General features: G+C 70.9%; 15 protein-coding genes. 9 read left to right on the top strand and 6 right to left on the bottom strand.

Annotation, left to right across the window (positions count from 1 at the left end; genetic code table 11):
* Nucleotides 1-3 precede the first annotated feature (3 nt).
* The 6 genes from gap (at nt 4) to ACNKF0_RS12910 (ending at nt 4820) form a co-directional block, all read left to right on the top strand.
* Nucleotides 4-999, top strand: a complete 996-nt coding sequence (gene gap / locus ACNKF0_RS12935; RefSeq protein ID WP_299923269.1) for a type I glyceraldehyde-3-phosphate dehydrogenase — start codon at nt 4-6, stop codon at nt 997-999.
* A 5-nt stretch (nt 1000-1004) separates the two neighbouring features.
* On the top strand, nt 1005-2219 hold the full coding sequence (locus tag ACNKF0_RS12930) for a phosphoglycerate kinase (RefSeq protein WP_416952694.1): 1215 nt from the start codon (nt 1005-1007) through the stop codon (nt 2217-2219).
* A 29-nt stretch (nt 2220-2248) separates the two neighbouring features.
* The gene (tpiA, locus tag ACNKF0_RS12925) at nt 2249-3019 is read left to right on the top strand and encodes a triose-phosphate isomerase (RefSeq protein ID WP_299925054.1); all 771 of its coding nucleotides are present in this window, start codon (nt 2249-2251) and stop codon (nt 3017-3019) included.
* A 70-nt stretch (nt 3020-3089) separates the two neighbouring features.
* Nucleotides 3090-3302 (top strand): preprotein translocase subunit SecG, encoded by a 213-nt coding sequence (gene secG, locus ACNKF0_RS12920; RefSeq protein WP_416958509.1) that lies wholly within the window; start codon nt 3090-3092, stop codon nt 3300-3302.
* Between the two features lie 31 nt (nt 3303-3333).
* Nucleotides 3334-3693, top strand: coding sequence for an RNA polymerase-binding protein RbpA (locus tag ACNKF0_RS12915; protein ID WP_254180640.1), 360 nt, complete (start codon nt 3334-3336; stop codon nt 3691-3693).
* 152 nt (nt 3694-3845) lie between these two features.
* Entirely contained in the window at nt 3846-4820 is a 975-nt protein-coding gene (locus ACNKF0_RS12910; protein WP_416952691.1) for a hypothetical protein, read from the top strand.
* Nucleotides 4821-4941: 121 nt separating this feature from the next.
* Here ACNKF0_RS12910 and pgl read toward each other — a convergent pair whose 3' ends face one another.
* From pgl to tkt, 6 genes are read right to left on the bottom strand one after another with little or no spacing between them, the layout of a single operon-like run.
* Nucleotides 4942-5667, bottom strand: coding sequence for a 6-phosphogluconolactonase (gene pgl, locus ACNKF0_RS12905; protein WP_299923258.1), 726 nt, complete (start codon nt 5665-5667; stop codon nt 4942-4944).
* Nucleotides 5664-6575, bottom strand: a complete 912-nt coding sequence (locus tag ACNKF0_RS12900) for a glucose-6-phosphate dehydrogenase assembly protein OpcA (RefSeq protein ID WP_416952689.1) — start codon at nt 6573-6575, stop codon at nt 5664-5666. Before ACNKF0_RS12900 ends, pgl begins: the two co-directional genes overlap by 4 nt.
* Entirely contained in the window at nt 6576-8099 is a 1524-nt protein-coding gene (gene zwf / locus ACNKF0_RS12895) for a glucose-6-phosphate dehydrogenase (protein WP_416952687.1), read from the bottom strand.
* Nucleotides 8096-9757 (bottom strand): glucose-6-phosphate isomerase, encoded by a 1662-nt coding sequence (gene pgi / locus ACNKF0_RS12890; RefSeq protein WP_416952685.1) that lies wholly within the window; start codon nt 9755-9757, stop codon nt 8096-8098. Before pgi ends, zwf begins: the two co-directional genes overlap by 4 nt.
* Nucleotides 9757-10869: a transaldolase gene (tal, locus tag ACNKF0_RS12885; protein ID WP_416952683.1), complete on the bottom strand. Its 1113-nt coding sequence runs from the start codon at nt 10867-10869 to the stop codon at nt 9757-9759. The genes pgi and tal overlap by 1 nt, the downstream gene beginning before the upstream one ends.
* Before the next feature lie 28 nt (nt 10870-10897).
* A complete protein-coding gene (gene tkt, locus ACNKF0_RS12880; RefSeq protein ID WP_416958507.1) occupies nt 10898-13012 on the bottom strand; it encodes a transketolase in 2115 nt (704 codons plus the stop codon).
* Between the two features lie 224 nt (nt 13013-13236).
* Here tkt and ACNKF0_RS12875 point away from each other — a divergent pair, with 224 nt between their 5' ends.
* From ACNKF0_RS12875 to ACNKF0_RS12865, 3 genes are all read left to right on the top strand, one after another.
* Complete coding sequence (locus tag ACNKF0_RS12875; protein ID WP_299923248.1) at nt 13237-14205, top strand: heme o synthase; 969 nt, start codon at nt 13237-13239, stop codon at nt 14203-14205.
* Between the two features lie 261 nt (nt 14206-14466).
* A complete protein-coding gene (locus tag ACNKF0_RS12870; RefSeq protein ID WP_416952681.1) occupies nt 14467-15384 on the top strand; it encodes a hypothetical protein in 918 nt (305 codons plus the stop codon).
* Entirely contained in the window at nt 15381-15872 is a 492-nt protein-coding gene (locus ACNKF0_RS12865; protein WP_416952679.1) for a class F sortase, read from the top strand. The genes ACNKF0_RS12870 and ACNKF0_RS12865 overlap by 4 nt, the downstream gene beginning before the upstream one ends.
* Nucleotides 15873-15877: the final 5 nt, after the last annotated feature.

Here is a 15877-nt window from a genome sequence, read left to right as displayed (position 1 = left end):
ATCATGACTGTCCGCGTAGGTATCAACGGCTTCGGCCGCATCGGCCGCAACTTCTTCCGCGCCGTGCGCGCCTCGGGCGCCGACATCGAGATCGTCGGCGTCAACGACCTGACCGACAACGCCTCGCTGGCGAACCTGCTCAAGTTCGACTCGATCCTGGGCCGGCTCGACGCCGACGTGTCCAGCGACGACACGTCGATCAAGGTGGGCGACCAGACCATCGCGGCGTTCGCCGAGCGCGACCCGGCCGCCCTCAAGTGGGGCGAGCTGGGCGTCGACGTGGTCGTCGAGTCGACCGGCTTCTTCACCGACGCGACCAAGGCCAAGGCCCACGTCGACGCCGGGGCCAAGAAGGTCATCATCTCCGCGCCCGCGTCCAACGAGGACATCACCATCGTGATGGGCGTCAACCACGAGCTCTACGACCCGAGCGCCCACACCGTCATCTCCAACGCGTCGTGCACGACCAACTGCCTCGCGCCGATGGCGAAGGCCCTCCACGACGGCCTCGGCATCAACAAGGGCCTGATGACGACCATCCACGCCTACACCGCCGACCAGAACCTCCAGGACAACATCCACAAGGACCCGCGTCGCGCCCGCGCCGCCGCCCTCAACATGGTGCCCACCTCGACCGGTGCCGCGAAGGCGATCGGCCTGGTCCTGCCCGAGCTCAAGGGCAAGCTCGACGGCTACGCCATGCGCGTCCCGGTGCCGACCGGCTCCGCCACCGACCTCACCTTCGAGGCCAGCCGCGAGACGTCCGTCGACGAGGTCAACGAGATCGTCAAGGCCGCCGCGGACGGGCGCTACCTGCGCTACTCCACCGACCCGCTCGTCTCCACCGACATCGTCACCGACCCGGCGTCGTGCATCTTCGACGCGCCGCTCACCAAGGTCCTCGGCAACCAGGTCAAGGTGCTCGGCTGGTACGACAACGAGTGGGGCTACTCCAACCGCCTCGCCGACCTGATCACCCACGTCGGCACCTCGCTCTGACCCCGATGGCCGACCCCACCGCTGGCATCGAGTCCCTCGGTGACCTGACGGGCAAGCGCGTCCTGGTCCGCTCGGACCTCAACGTGCCCCTCGACGGCACCACCATCGCTGACGACGGCCGGATCCGCGCGAGCGTGCCGACCATCAGGCAGCTGTCCGAGGCGGGTGCCCGGGTGGTCGTCACCGCCCACCTCGGGCGGCCGAAGGGTGAGCCCGACCCGGCGTACTCCCTCGAGCCGGTCGCCGCTCGGCTGTCCGAGCTGCTCGGCCGGCCGGTCGCCTTCGCGACCGACACCGTCGGCGCGAGCGCGTCGGAGACGGTCGCGGGCCTGCAGGACGGCGACGTCGCCCTCCTGGAGAACGTCCGCTTCAACGACGGCGAGACCAGCAAGGACGACGAGGTCCGCGGAGCGTTCGCCGACCAGCTCGCCCAGCTGGCCGACGCCTTCGTCTCCGACGGGTTCGGCGTCGTGCACCGCAAGCAGGCCAGCGTGTACGACGTCGCGCTGCGGCTGCCGTCCGCGATGGGCGGGCTGGTGGCGGCGGAGGTCGACGTGCTGCGCAGGCTCACCGAGGAGCCCGAGCGGCCCTACGTGGTCGTGCTGGGCGGGTCGAAGGTCTCCGACAAGCTCGGGGTGATCGACAACCTCATCGACAAGGCCGACAAGCTGCTCATCGGCGGCGGCATGGTCTTCACCTTCCTCAAGGCCCAGGGCCACGAGGTCGGCAAGAGCCTGCTCGAGGCCGACCAGCTCGACACCTGCACCCGCTACCTCCGCGAGGCCGCGGACCGCGGCGTCGAGATCGTGCTGCCGACCGACGTCGTGGTGGACACGGCGTTCCCGTCGGGCGACCGCGAGCCGCAGCCCTCCGTCGTACCCGCCTCGGAGATCCCGGCCGACGCCCTCGGGCTCGACATCGGTCCCGAGTCGGCGGCCGCCTTCGCGGCTGCGCTGTCCGACGCGCGGACGGTCTTCTGGAACGGCCCGATGGGCGTGTTCGAGACCGATGCCTTCGCCGGCGGCACCCGCGCCGTCGCCGAGGCGCTGACCAAGGTCGACGGGCTGTCGGTCGTCGGCGGTGGCGACTCCGCCGCTGCCGTGCGCCAGCTCGGCTTCGACGAGGCCGCCTTCGGCCACATCTCCACCGGCGGTGGCGCGTCGCTGGAGTTCCTGGAGGGCAAGGAGCTCCCGGGCATCGCCGTACTCGAGAGGGGCTGACCGTGGCCAAGAACGACCGGACCCCGCTGATGGCGGGCAACTGGAAGATGAACCTCAACCACCAGGAAGCGGTGGTGCTGGTCCAGAAGCTCGCCTGGACGCTCGCGGACAAGCGCCACGACTTCGGCAAGGTCGAGGTCGTCGTCGTGCCCCCGTTCACCGACCTCCGCTCGGTGCAGACGCTGGTCGACGGCGACCGCCTGTCGATCCGCTACGGCGCACAGGACGTCTCCGTCCACGACAGCGGCGCCTACACCGGCGAGATCTCGGCGTCGATGCTGTCCAAGCTGGGCTGCTCCTACGTCGTGGTCGGCCACAGCGAGCGCCGGATGCTCCACAACGAGTCCGACGAGCTCGTCAACGGCAAGGCCCACCAGGCGCTGCACGCCCACATGACGCCCATCGTGTGCGTCGGGGAGGGCCTCGACGTGCGCCAGGCCGGTGAGCACGTGCCCTTCACGCTCACCCAGCTCGACGGCTCGCTCGACGGGTTCACCGCCGAGCAGGTCGCCGGTCTCGTCGTCGCCTACGAGCCCGTCTGGGCCATCGGGACGGGCGAGGTCGCGACCCCCGACGACGCGCAGGAGGTCTGCGCGGCGATCCGTGAGCGGATCCGCGAGGTGCACGGTGACGGGGCCGCCGACGGCGTCCGCGTGCTCTACGGCGGGTCGGTCAAGGCCGCCAACGTCGGCGGGATCATGGAGAAGGCCGACGTCGACGGGTGCCTGGTCGGGGGCGCCAGCCTGCAGGTCGACGAGTTCGGCGGCATCTGCCGTTTCTACGACATGCCCGTGCTGTGAGGCGCTCACCGGTTCGCGACGATCGTGACGTAGGCTTCCGCTCGTGATTCCTGCCTTCACCGTCCTGCTCATGATTACGAGCGCGATCATGATTCTGCTGGTGCTGCTCCACAAGGGACGCGGCGGCGGCCTGTCCGACATGTTCGGCGGCGGCGTCAGCAGCAGTCTGGGGGGATCGTCGGTGGCTGAGCGCAACCTCGACCGCTTCACGGTCGGCGTCGGCGTCATCTGGTTTGCCTGTGTCGTTGCCCTGGGCCTCCTGATGGCCTACACGGGCAACTGAGTCCCCCGAGCGTTTCTGAGAAGGAGTCGTCATGGCTGGTGCTGGGAACGCGATCCGCGGTAGTCGGGTCGGTGCCGGTCCGATGGGTGAGGCCGAGCGCGGCGAGGCCGCGCCCCGGCAGGCGGTCACCTACTTCTGCAGCCACGACCACCGGTCGGTGGTGACCTTCGCGATCGAGGCCGCCGTGCCCGACTCGTGGGACTGCCCCAAGTGCGGGCTGCCGGCGAGCCTCGACTCCGAGAACCCGCCCCCGGCCCCCAAGATCGAGCCCTACAAGACGCACCTCGCCTACGTGAAGGAGCGTCGCAGCGAGACCGAGGCGGCCGACATCCTCGACGAGGCCGTGGCTCTCCTGCGCAGCCGCCGCAAGGCCGGCGAGATCATCTTCTGACGCGCTGACCGGGCGCTTCCTGCCCGTCTCGGACGCTGACCGGGCACTTCCTGCCCGTCCTGGACGCTGACCGGGCACTTCCTGCCCGTCGTGCTGGTCACGCCTGTGGATGACGTACGACGTTGCCCGCCGGCCCGGGGCAGGGTGGTCGCATGCAGGTCATGCCGCCGTGGTGCCGCGACGTCGTCGCGCTGGGCTCGGACGCGCCGATCCCGTGTGATCGTCCGTTCTCGGCCGCCGAGGCGTCCCGTCTCGGTGTCGACGAGAGCCTGCGGCGTCGACTGGTCGAGCGTGGCTTGCTGCGACCCGTGCTCCGTGGTGTGTTCGTCGTCGCCGGCGTCCCCGACTCGCTGCGTCTTCGGGTGGCAGCGCTGGAGCTCATCGTCCCGGAGCATGTCGTCGTCGTGGACCGGACGGCGGCATGGCTCCACGGCGTCGACGCCCTCCCTCGCTCCGCCATCCACCGGATGCCGTCCTTGGACGTCTTCAGCACGCGGGGCAGCAGGATGCGCCGCCCGGGTCTCGCGAGTGGCATCCGCGACCTGACGATGCATGACACGCAGAACCTGGGCGGGCTGACGGTGACGACGCCGCTTCGGACAGCCTGCGACCTGGGTCGGCTGCTCTGGCGCTTCGACGCCCTGAGCGCGATCGACGGCTTCCTGCGGCTCGGGCTCGACCACGGTCTGTTGCTCAGCGAGGTGGGCCGGTTCGCGGGCCATCGCGGCGTACGACAGCTCCGCACGCTGGCGCCGATCGGCGACCCCGGAGCAGAGTCCCCGCCCGAGAGCGCCTTGAGACTGCACTGGTACGACGCCGACCTGCCACCGCCGGAGACACAGATCTGGGTGGATGACGACGACGGGCTGCCGAAGTTCCGCATCGACGTCGGCGATCGGTCGGCGCGCTACGGCGCCGAGTACTTCGGCGAGGAGTTCCACGACGAGGAGAAGCAGGACGACGACGAGGCGCGCCTGACGTGGCTGGAGGAGCGCCGCAACTGGCACATGGACGTCTTCACGAAGGACGACGTCTACGGCCGCGAGCTCGAGGCCAGCGGACGCCTCCGACGCGGACACCTCGCGGCGGTCGCCAGCCGCCCGGTGGTCATCGACCTCTCCCGCTGATCACGACGGGCAGGAAGTGCCCGGTCGGCATCCGCGACGGGCAGGAAGTGCCCGGTCGGCGGTCGGGACGGGCAGGAAGTGCCCGGTCGGCGGTCGGGACGGGCAGGAAGTGCCCGGTCGGTCAGAGAGCGGAGGCGGCGGCCTCGTCGAGCCACCAGACGGTCTCGTCACCACGTACGCCGCGGGCGGGGGTCTCGGTGACGGACCCGTCGTCGGCCAGGGCGCGCGCGACGGCTTCGGCCTTGCCCTCGCCGCTGGCGATGAACCAGACCGCGCGGCACCGCTCCATCGCCTCGAAGGTGAGGCTGACCCGGTCGGGCGGCGGCTTGGGGGAGTCGTGGACGGCGACGGCGATCGCGTCGCGGGCCTCGAGCGCCGGGTGGCCGGGGAACAGCGACGCGCAGTGCCCGTCGGGCCCGATCCCGAGCATCAGCACCTCGAAGAAGCCCGCGCCGTGCTCGCGCATCGACTCGCTGTACGCCGCGGCCGCGTCCTCGGCGGTCGCCACCTCGTCGCTGGCCGGCACCTCGTGCACGTTGGCGGGGTCGACCGGGACGTGGTCGAGGAGCGACTCGCGCGCCTGGCGGGCGTTGCGGTCGGGGGAGTCGGCGGGGACGAAGCGCTCGTCACCCCACCAGAAGACCACCCGGGACCAGTCGACCGCGGAGTCCGTGGCCCGGCGGGCGAGCTCGCGGTGCAGCTCCTCGGCGATGCTGCCGCCGGTCAGCCCGACCTGGGGGACCTCGCCCCGCCCCTGAGCGGCCTCGAGCCGGTCGAGGAGGGCGGAGGCGACGTCGCCGACGAGGACGTCGGCGTCGTCGTGGCGGCGGACGTGGACGTCGTTCACTTCTTGCTCCTCAGCTTGACCAGGTGGGTGGCGACCTCGGCGTAGACGTCGTCCTCGTCGAGGCGGCGCAGCTCCTCGGCCAGCAGCGCCGGCACCTCGCGGCGCTTGAGCGCGACCGGCCGGTCGGGCCGGTTGGGCGAGGAGAACGTCGCCAGGCGGCCGTCGGCGCGCGAGATGCGGATCGGCCCCTCCTTGGTCTCCATGCTGACCTCGGTGATGCCGGGGCCGTCGGAGTTGCGACGCGAGACCTCGACCTTGAGGCGGTCGCTGAGCCACGCCACCAGCAGGTCGGCGCTCGGGCTGATCCGCTCGGCGGTGACGGTGGCCCGGGTGACCTTGAGGGGGTGCTGGTCCAGGGCGGCGGCGAGCAGCGCCCGCCACGGCGTCAGGCGCGTCCAGCTGAGGTCGGTGTTGCCGGGCGCGTAGGTGCGGCACTGGGTGAGCATCGCGGTGGACTTGCCACGCGGGACGGCGGCGGAGTCGGTGATGCGGCGCTGCGCCAGGGCTCCCAGCGGGTCGGCGGCGGGGTCGGCCGGTGCGGACGTGGGCCACCAGATCGCGACGGGGGAGTCCGGCAGGAGGAGGGGCAGCACGACGGACTCGGCGTGCTTGACCACCTCGCCCTTGAGCCGGATCAGGGCGGTCTCGCCGCCCCACCCGTCGCCGCTGCCGACCTGCGCGTTGACCTGGCCGGCTCCGCGGGCGTCGCCGAGGATCACGCCGAGCACCCGGGAGGGGTGCTCGCGCGAGGCCCGCTTGGCTGCGGCCATCGCCTCCGCGGCGTCCTCCTCCGGAGCGACGATGACCAGGGTCATCACCATGCCCATCGCGGGGCTGCCGGCCCGGGTGCGTGCCCGGACGAACTCAGCGGCGATCTTGGACGAGCTGGTGTCGGTGAGCTCGATCATTTATGGCCTCCTCCACGTGCGACCGTCGCGCGCGAGCATCTTGTCGGCGGACTCGGGACCCCAGGTGCCGGAGTCGTAGGGCTCGGGCTTGCCCTTGCGTGCCCAGTGCTCGATGACCGGGTCCAGGATCTTCCACGAGAGCTCGACCTCCTCGTGCCGCGGGAACAGCGGCGGGTCCCCGAGGAGGACGTCGAGGATGAGGCGTTCGTACGCCTCTGCGCTGGCCTCGGTGAAGGAGCCGCCGTAGGCGAAGTCCATGTTGACGTCCCGGATCTCCATCGCCGTTCCGGGCACCTTCGACCCGAAGCGCATCGTCATGCCCTCGTCGGGCTGCACGCGGATGACGAGCGCGTTCTGCGACAGGTCCTCGGTGGCGGTCTGCGCGAACGGCAGGTGCGGGGCACGCTTGAAGACGATGGCGACCTCGGTGACGCGTCTCCCGAGCCGCTTGCCGGCGCGGAGGTAGAACGGCACTCCGGCCCAGCGGCGCGTCTCCACGTTGACGGTGATCGCCGCGTAGGTCTCGGTGGTGGAGGTCTTCTTGATGCCCTCCTCGTCGAGGAAGCCCTGGACCTTCTCGCCGCCGGCCCACCCGGCGGTGTACTGCCCGCGGGCGGTGGTGAGGTCGAGGCGCGGCGGCAACGTGGCCGACTTCAGCACCTTCTGCTTCTCGATGCGCAGGCTCCTCGCGTCGAACGCGATCGGCTCCTCCATCGCGACCAGCGCCATCAGCTGCAGGAGGTGGTTCTGGATGACGTCGCGCGCGGCGCCGATGCCGTCGTAGTAGCCGGCGCGACCGCCGATGCCGATGTCCTCGGCCATGGTGATCTGCACGTGGTCGACGTAGTTGGCGTTCCAGATCGGCTCGAACATGTTGTTCGCGAACCGCATCGCCAGGATGTTCTGGACCGTCTCCTTGCCGAGGTAGTGGTCGATCCGGAAGACCGAGCCCGACGGGAAGACGCCGTCGAGGATGTGGTTGAGCTCGCGCGCCGACTCGAGGTCGTGGCCGAACGGCTTCTCGACGACCACACGGCGCCACTGGTCGGGCCCGGGATCGGCGAGACCGTGCTCCTTGAGCTGGCCCACGACGGTGCCGAAGAAGGCCGGCGGGATCGCGAGGTAGAAGGCCATGTTGCCGCCGGTGCCACGCAGCTGGTCGAGCTCCTCGACGGTGCGGCGCAGCTGCTCGAAGGCGGCGTCGTCGTCGAAGTCGCCCGAGACGAAGCGGAAGCCCTCGGAGAGCTGGTTCCAGACCTCCTCGCGGAACGGCGTACGCGCGTGCTCCTTGACCGCGTCGTGGACGATCTGCGCGAAGTCCTGGTCGGCCCAGTCGCGCCGCGCGAAGCCCACCAGGCTGAAGCCGGGCGGCAGCAGGCCGCGGTTGGCCAGGTCGTAGATGGCGGGCATGACCTTCTTGCGCGACAGGTCACCGGTCACGCCGAAGAGGACCATGCCGCACGGGCCGGCGATCCGCGGGAGCCGGCGGTCCTGCGGGTCGCGCAGTGGGTTGGGGTGGCTCATCGGCCTCGGTTCTCCTGGTAGTAGCGGATCAGCGACTGCGTCGAGGGATCCTGCTCGGCGGCCACCGACGCGTCGCCGGAGATCGCCGGCCGCAGCTCCTGGGCCAGCTGCTTGCCGAGCTCGACGCCCCACTGGTCGAAGCTGTCGATGCCCCACACCGCGCCCTGCACGAACGTGATGTGCTCGTAGAGGGCGATCAGCTGGCCGAGCACCGACGGCGTGAGCGCCGGAGCCATGATCGAGGTGGTCGGTCGGTTGCCCGGGAACGTCCGCGCCGAGACCAGCTCCTCCGCCACGCCCTCGGCGCGCACCTCGTCGGCCGTCCGGCCGAGGGCGAGCGCCTTGGTCTGGGCGAGGAAGTTGGCCAGCAGCAGCTCGTGGACGTCGGTCTCGCCGTCGTCGGTGCGGTCGGTGAGGTCGTACGCCGGTCGCGCGAAGCCGATGAAGTCGGCCGGCACGAGACGGGTGCCCTGGTGGATGAGCTGGTAGAAGGCGTGCTGGCCGTTGGTGCCGGGCTCGCCCCAGAAGACCTCGCCCGTGTCGTAGTCGACCGTCGTGCCGTCCCACCGCACGCCCTTGCCGTTGGACTCCATCGTCAGCTGCTGCAGGTAGGCCGGGAAGCGGTGCAGCAGCTGGGCATAGGGCAGCACCGCGTGCGTGTGGGCGCCGAGGAAACTGGTGTACCAGACGTTGAGCAGCCCCATCCGGAGCGGGACGTTGGACTCCGGCGGCGCGGTGCGGAAGTGCTCGTCCATCGCGTGGAACCCGGCGAGCATCTCGGCGAAGCGCTCGGGACCGACGGCCACGACCAGCGAGAGCCCGATCGCGGAGTCCATCGAGTAGCGGCCGCCGACCCAGTCCCAGAAGCCGAAGGCGTTGTCGGGGTCGATGCCGAAGTCGGCGACCTTGTCGAGCGCCGTGGACACGGCGACGAAGTGCTGGGCGACCGCGTCCGTGGCGTCGGTGCCCGACGGCAGGTGCTCGAGCAGCCAGGCCCGGCAGAGCCGGGCGTTGGTGAGCGTCTCGAGGGTGCCGAAGGTCTTGCTGGAGACGATGAAGAGGGTGGTCTCCGGGTCGAGACCGGCCAGCGTCTGCCCGGCGTCGGTCGGGTCGATGTTGCTGATGAAGCGGCACGACAGCCCGTCCTGCCGGTAGGGCTCGAGCGCCTCGTAGGCCATCACCGGCCCGAGGTCGGAGCCCCCGATGCCGATGTTGACGACGGTCTCGATCCGTCGGCCCGTCACGCCGGTCCACTCGCCCGACCGGACGCGCTCGGCGAAGGCGTACACCCGCTCCAGCACCTCGTGGACGTCGGACACGACGTCCTGCCCGTCGACGACGAGCGACGCGTCGGCAGGGAGCCGCAGCGCGGTGTGGAGCACCGCGCGGTCCTCCGTGACGTTGATGTGCTCGCCCGCCAGCATGGCGTCGCGACGCCCCGTCACGTCGACCTGGTCGGCGAGCGCGAGCAGCGCCGCCTCCACGTCACCGTCGAGGAGGTTCTTCGACAGGTCGACGTGGAGGTCGGCGGCGACGAGCGTCTGCCGGTCGACCCACTCCGGCGTCAGCGTGGCGCGCAGGTCGGGCTCGTACGACGCTGCGAGCCCGGCGAGCCGCGCCCACGCCTCGGTCGTCATGGGGTCGACCGGCGAGCCCATCAGCGAGCGGCCTCGAGCGACTTCGCGAGGGTCGTCTGCAGCTCGTCCCAGGCGACGACGAACTTGTCGACGCCCTCCTTGATGAGCACCTCGATGACGTCGTCGTAGTCGATGCCCGCGGCGGCGAGGGCCTTCATGTGGGCGGCGGCGTCGTCGTAGAACGGCCGGATGCGGTCGCCGCGGACCTCACCGTGGTCGGCCACGGCCTCGAGGGTCTTCTCGGGCATCGTGTTGACGGTGTCCTCGACGACCAGGTCGACGACGTACATCGTGTCGTCGTAGTCCGGGTTCTTCACGCCCGTCGAGGCCCACAGGGGGCGCTGCTTGCGCGCGCCCTTGGCCTCGAGCGCCTCCCAGCGCTCACCGCTGAAGAAGTCCTCGTACATCTGGAAGGCGAGCCGCGCGTTGGCCACGCCGGCCTTGCCGCGCAGGTCGGGGTCGGTGCCCGGCCCCTCGGTCATGGCCTCGAGCCGCTTGTCGATCTCGGAGTCGACGCGCGAGACGAAGAAGGACGCGACGGAGTGGATGTCGGCGAGCTCGTGGCCGTTGTCGGCCGCCTTCTCCAGCCCGGCGACGTAGGCCTCCATGACGTTGCGGTACTGCTCGAGGCCGAAGATCAGCGTCACGTTGACCGAGATGCCGGCGGCGATGGTCTCGGTGATCGCCGGCCACCCCTCCTTCGTGCCGGGGATCTTGATGAGCAGGTTGGGCTGGTCGACGATCCGCCAGAGCTCGGCGGCCTCCTTGACGGTCTCCTCGGTGTCGTGGGCGAAGCCGGGGGACACCTCGATCGACACGCGGCCGTCGACACCGTCGGTGGCGTCGAAGGTCGGTCGCATGACCGTGCAGGCGTCGCGCACGTCGTCGGTGGTGATCACCTGCGTGGCCTTGTCGACGTCGGCACCCGCCGCGGCGAGCTCGCGCACCTGGGGGTCGTAGCGCTCACCGTCGGCGAGCGCGGTCTGGAAGATGGCCGGGTTGGACGTGACGCCGACGACGTTGCTGTTCTTCACCAGGTCGGCCAGGTTGCCGGTCTCCAGCCGCTCGCGGGAGAGGTCGTCGAGCCAGATGGACACCCCGGCGTCGGCCAGGGCCTTCAGACGATCGTTCATTGGTGCCTCCTGTTGGGGGACGGGTACGTCAGTCGGTCAGGGTGCGCAGGCTGTCGCGGGCGGCGTTGGCCACCGCCTCGCCCGTGATGTCGAACTCCTCGTAGATGCGCGCGAAGTCGGCCGAGGCGCCGTAGTGCTCGATGGAGACGATGCGGCCGTGGTCGCCGACGTAGTCGCGCCAGCCCTGCTTGACGCCGGCCTCGACCGAGACGCGCGCCTTGACGGTGGGCGGCAGCACGGTCTCGCGGTAGGCCTCCTCCTGCTCCTCGAACCACTCGAGGCAGGGGAGCGACACCACCCGGGCACGGACGCCGTCGGCGGCGAGGAGCTCGCGGGCGGCGACCGCCACCTGCACCTCCGAGCCGGTGCCCATGAGGATCACGTCGGGGTCGCCGTCACGTCCGTCGATGGCAGGCGCGTCGATCAGGACGTAGCCGCCTCGGTGCACGTCGGACGTGTCGCTGAAGCCCTCCTCCCCGCGGGGGAAGACGGGGACGTTCTGCCGCGTCAGCGCGATGCCGGCCGGGTGGTCGGTGCGCTGCAGGACGGCGTGCCACGCGGCGGCCGTCTCGTTGGCGTCGGCAGGTCGTACGACGTCGAGGCCGGGGATGGCGCGCAGGGCGGCGAGGTGCTCGATCGGCTGGTGCGTCGGGCCGTCCTCGCCCAGGCCGATGGAGTCGTGGGTCCACACGTAGGTGACGGGCAGGCCCATCAGCGCGGCCAGGCGGACCGAGCCGCGCATGTAGTCGCTGAAGGTGAGGAAGGTGCCGCCGAAGACGCGCGTGCCGCCGTGGAGCGCGATGCCGTTGAGGATGCCGCCCATGCCGTGCTCGCGGATGCCGAAGTGCAGCACCCGGCCGGCGAGCGGGTCGCCGGTCCACTGGTCGGTCGAGCGGCTCTCGGGGATGAATGAGGGCGCGTCCTCGATGGTGGTGTTGTTGGACTCGGCGAGGTCGGCCGAGCCGCCCCACAGCTCGGGCATCACGCCGGCGACGGCGTTGATCACCGCGCCGGAGGCCTTGCGGGTCGCCACGCCCTTCGGGTCGGCGTCGAAGCTGGGCAGCGCGTCGGCGAGGCCGGTGGGCAGCGCGCGGGTCTGCATGCGCTCGAAGGTCTGGACGACGTCCTTGGACGCTGAGCCCCTCCACGCGTCGAAGCGCTCCTGCCAGGCGGCCTGCTGCTCCTTGCCGCGCGCGACGAGGGAGCGGGTGCGCTCGATCACGTCGGTCGGCACCTCGAAGTGCTGCTCGGGGTCGAAGCCGAGGATCTCCTTGGTGGCGGCCACCTCCTCCTCCCCGAGGGCCGAGCCGTGCGACTTCCCGGTGCCCTGGGCGTTGGGAGCGGGCCAGGCGATGACGGTGTGCAGGACGATCAGGCTGGGCCGGTCGGTGACCTCGTCGGCGGCGCGGACGGCGGCGTAGAGCTCCGGCACGTCCTCGACGTAGTCCGTGCCGTCGTTCGTCCAGTCGACGTGCTGGACGTGCCAGCCGTAGGCCTCGTAGCGCGCACCCACGTCCTCGGTGAACGCGACGTCGGTGTCGCCCTCGATCGAGATCTGGTTGGCGTCGTAGATGAGGGTGAGGTTGCCGAGCTGCTGGGTACCGGCGATCGAGGAGGCCTCGGCGCTGACGCCCTCCTGCAGGTCGCCGTCGGAGCAGAGCGCGTAGACGTGGTGGTCGAATGGCGACTCGTCCTCGGCCGTGCCGGGGTCGAGCAGACCGCGCTCGCGGCGTGCCGCCATCGCCATGCCGACCGCGTTGGCGACGCCCTGGCCCAGCGGGCCGGTCGTCGTCTCCACGCCCGCCGTGTGGCCGAACTCCGGGTGGCCCGGCGTCTTGCTGCCCCACGTGCGCAGGGTCCGCAGGTCCTCGATCTCGAGCCCCCACCCGCCGAGGAACAGCTGGGTGTAGAGGGTGATCGAGCTGTGGCCGCAGGAGAGGACGAAACGGTCGCGACCGGTCCAGTGCGGGTCGGCGGGGTTGTGCCGCATCACCTTCTGGAACAGCAGGTACGCCGCCGGCGCCAGGCTCATCGCCGTACCGGGGTGGCCGTTGCCGACCTTCTGGACCGCGTCCATCGCCAGGACCCGGGCGGTGTCGACGGCTCGACGGTCGGTGTCGTCCCACTCGAGGGTGGCGGGCAGGGCGGACTTCTTGGTCAACGCAGTTCCTCTCGGTGGAGTGCAACCGGGTGCAGTCAGGATCACAGCCCAGCAGGGGTGGCCTCGACTGCGACCCTATCGTCGTGGCCGAGTAGACTCGACCGTGCCCGAGGGTCGTCCCGGACGCCGGAACATCCGGCCGTTCATCCCCTCGGTTCCCCGCTGTACGCGTCCCATCCGTCCCCGACGTCCCGAGGTTCTCCACCGTGTCCCACGCCGGCCCGAACGCTGCCGCGTCCGCCCGGCCGTCGACCGGTGACCAGGGTGCCGCGCCCGAGGGGTCGAAGACGTGGCGCGACGTGGTCGCCGCGTATGTCGGACTGACCAAGCCGCGCGTGATCGAGCTGCTCCTCCTGACGACGGTCCCGGTGATGTTCTTCGCCGCGCGCGGCATCCCGCCGCTCGGCCTGGTCGCCGCCACCGTGGTCGGCGGGGCGCTGTCGGCGGGCTCCGCCTCGGCCTACAACTGCGTCTACGACCGCGACATCGACGAGCAGATGCGACGTACGCGGCGCCGGGCGCTGCCACGCCACATCGTCTCGCCGGTCTCCGCCCTCGTCTTCGCCACCGTGCTGGCCGTGCTGTCGACGGTGGTGCTGGCGCTGTGGGTCAACTGGCTCTCGGCCGCGCTCTCGGTGCTGGCCAACGCGTTCTACGTCATCGTCTACACGATCCTGCTCAAGCGCCGGACCACCCAGAACATCGTCTGGGGCGGGCTGGCCGGTTGCTTCCCGGCCCTCATCGGCTGGACCGCGGTGACCGGGGAGCTGGCCTGGACGCCCGTCGTGCTGTTCCTGGTGGTCTTCTTCTGGACCCCGCCGCACACGTGGGCGCTCGCGCTGCGTTACCGCGAGGACTACCGCAACGTCGACGTGCCGATGCTCCCGGTGGTGAAGCCGGCAGCCGAGGTGGGACGCCAGGTCGTGGTCTACAGCTGGGTCATGGTCGCGACCTCCCTCCTGCTGTGGCCGGTCGCCGGGACGAGCCTGGTCTACCCGGTCGCCGCCGGAGTCCTGGGCGCCGTCTTCCTCGTCGAGGCCCACCGGATGTGGACGCGCGCCAAGAGCTCGGAGGCGCTAACCGACATCAACCCGATGCGGCTCTTCCACGCCTCCAACCTCTACCTCTCCCTCCTCTTCGTCGCCGTAGCACTGGACCCCCTGCTCGGGCGGTAGCGCAGCTCGCAGGTCCTGTCAGGAGAGTTCGGTGACTCTGCGAAGGTTCTTGAGACAACGTTCCGTGTCCGCTGACGCGATCCCACGTTGACTTCTCCGCAGGGGGAGGCATCGGGTCACCCCCGCGGGAGCAGGGGGTAGTTCTGCATGTCTTCATCACGTGAGCGACGACACCGGACCGCTGGGGGCGCGTCCGGACTGGGGGTTCGTCGCCGCCCGATCCACCGGGGCGTCTCGAGGGTCGTCACCCTCGTCCTGGCCGTGGGCTTCGCCGTCGTCGGCGTCGCCGGCGCGGCCAGCGCGCACCACAACACGATCACCGGTTCCGTCGTCTGCAGGACCGGTGGCGGCTGGGCCGTCACCTGGACCGTGACGAACAGCGAGAGCCGCAAGGAGTGGATCACCTGGTCCAACCGAGCCGTGGTCCCGGTCGGCGCCGAGTTCACCTCGCGCCAGACCCGGTACTTCAACGAGACCATCACCGCACGGCCGACGTCCGACGTCGTCCTCACGCTGAAGGCGAAGTGGGACAACAACACGACCCAGACCAACTCCGGCAAGATCCGCGTCAGTGAGTTCTCCGAGGACTGCCACGTCACGACCGTCCAGCCGCCGACGATCCCCGTGATCGACGACTGCGGTCCGGGCAACGCGTCCTACGGCCAGGTCCCGTCCGGGCCCTGGACCTCGACCACCCACCCCGACGGCAGCGTCACGGTGACGGCGGACCCGGGCAACCAGTTCCCCGGCGGGCAGGCCAGCGTCACCTACCCGGCGCCGAGCGACAGCAACGTGCCCTGCCCGACGCCGCCGGTCGAGCCGCCGGTCGAGCCGCCGGTGGTCACCCCGCCGGTGGTCCAGCCGCCCGTCGTCACCCCGCCGGAGGTGCTGCCCGCCGAGGCGCGCGCCGTGTCGGCCCGGGCCCGCAAGATCGACAAGTGCGGCACCCGCGGCGACGTCTACAAGGTCGTCAAGCGCTCGGGCGTCGTCTACACGTCGAAGGGCAAGACCCTCCGCCAGGGCGTGTGGCTGAAGGCTCGCGGCAAGCGGGTCACCGTCCGGGCCCACGCGGTGGACGCGTCTTACCGCCTGCAGGGCAAGCACGTGTGGAAGATGTCGTTCCGCACCCGTCCGTGCGCCAGCGCTCCGGAGGTCGCACCCAGCACCGGGTCGCGATGACCCGCTCCCGCGCTGCGGGGATCGTCGCGGCGGTGGTGCTCGGCACCACCGCCGTGGCCGGTCAGGGTGCGGCTCACGCCGCTCCTGACCGGCTCACGATCGCGCGCACCTCCACCGACGCGGCCATCATCGAGGTCCCGGCCCGCAACGACACGTTGGCCGTCGGCAACCGGCTCCGTGGTGCCGTCTACACGTGGTCGAAGGGCGACCCGCCCTGCGACCCCACCGGCAGCACCGTCTACGCCGGTCACGCGTGGCGCGCCGGCAACGGCGTGGCCGACCGGTGGGGGTCCCTGCGCCGCGGCGACGTCATCAAGGTGACGGGCTGCCGCTTCGAGGTCACCCGGCGCGAGTTCTGGCCTGCCTCACGGCGGATGGGTTCGCTCTACTCCGTCGCCGGGCCGGCCCGGATCGTGCTCGTCGGGTGCAAGGCCGACGACTACTCCAAGCGCACGGTCGTCTTCGCCCGCAAGATCGGGAGGTCCTAGCCGCC

Source organism: Nocardioides sp. T5 (assembly GCF_048161455.1).
In the GTDB taxonomy this organism is placed as follows: domain Bacteria; phylum Actinomycetota; class Actinomycetes; order Propionibacteriales; family Nocardioidaceae; genus Nocardioides.
This window is presented reverse-complemented; position numbering and strand designations above follow the sequence as displayed.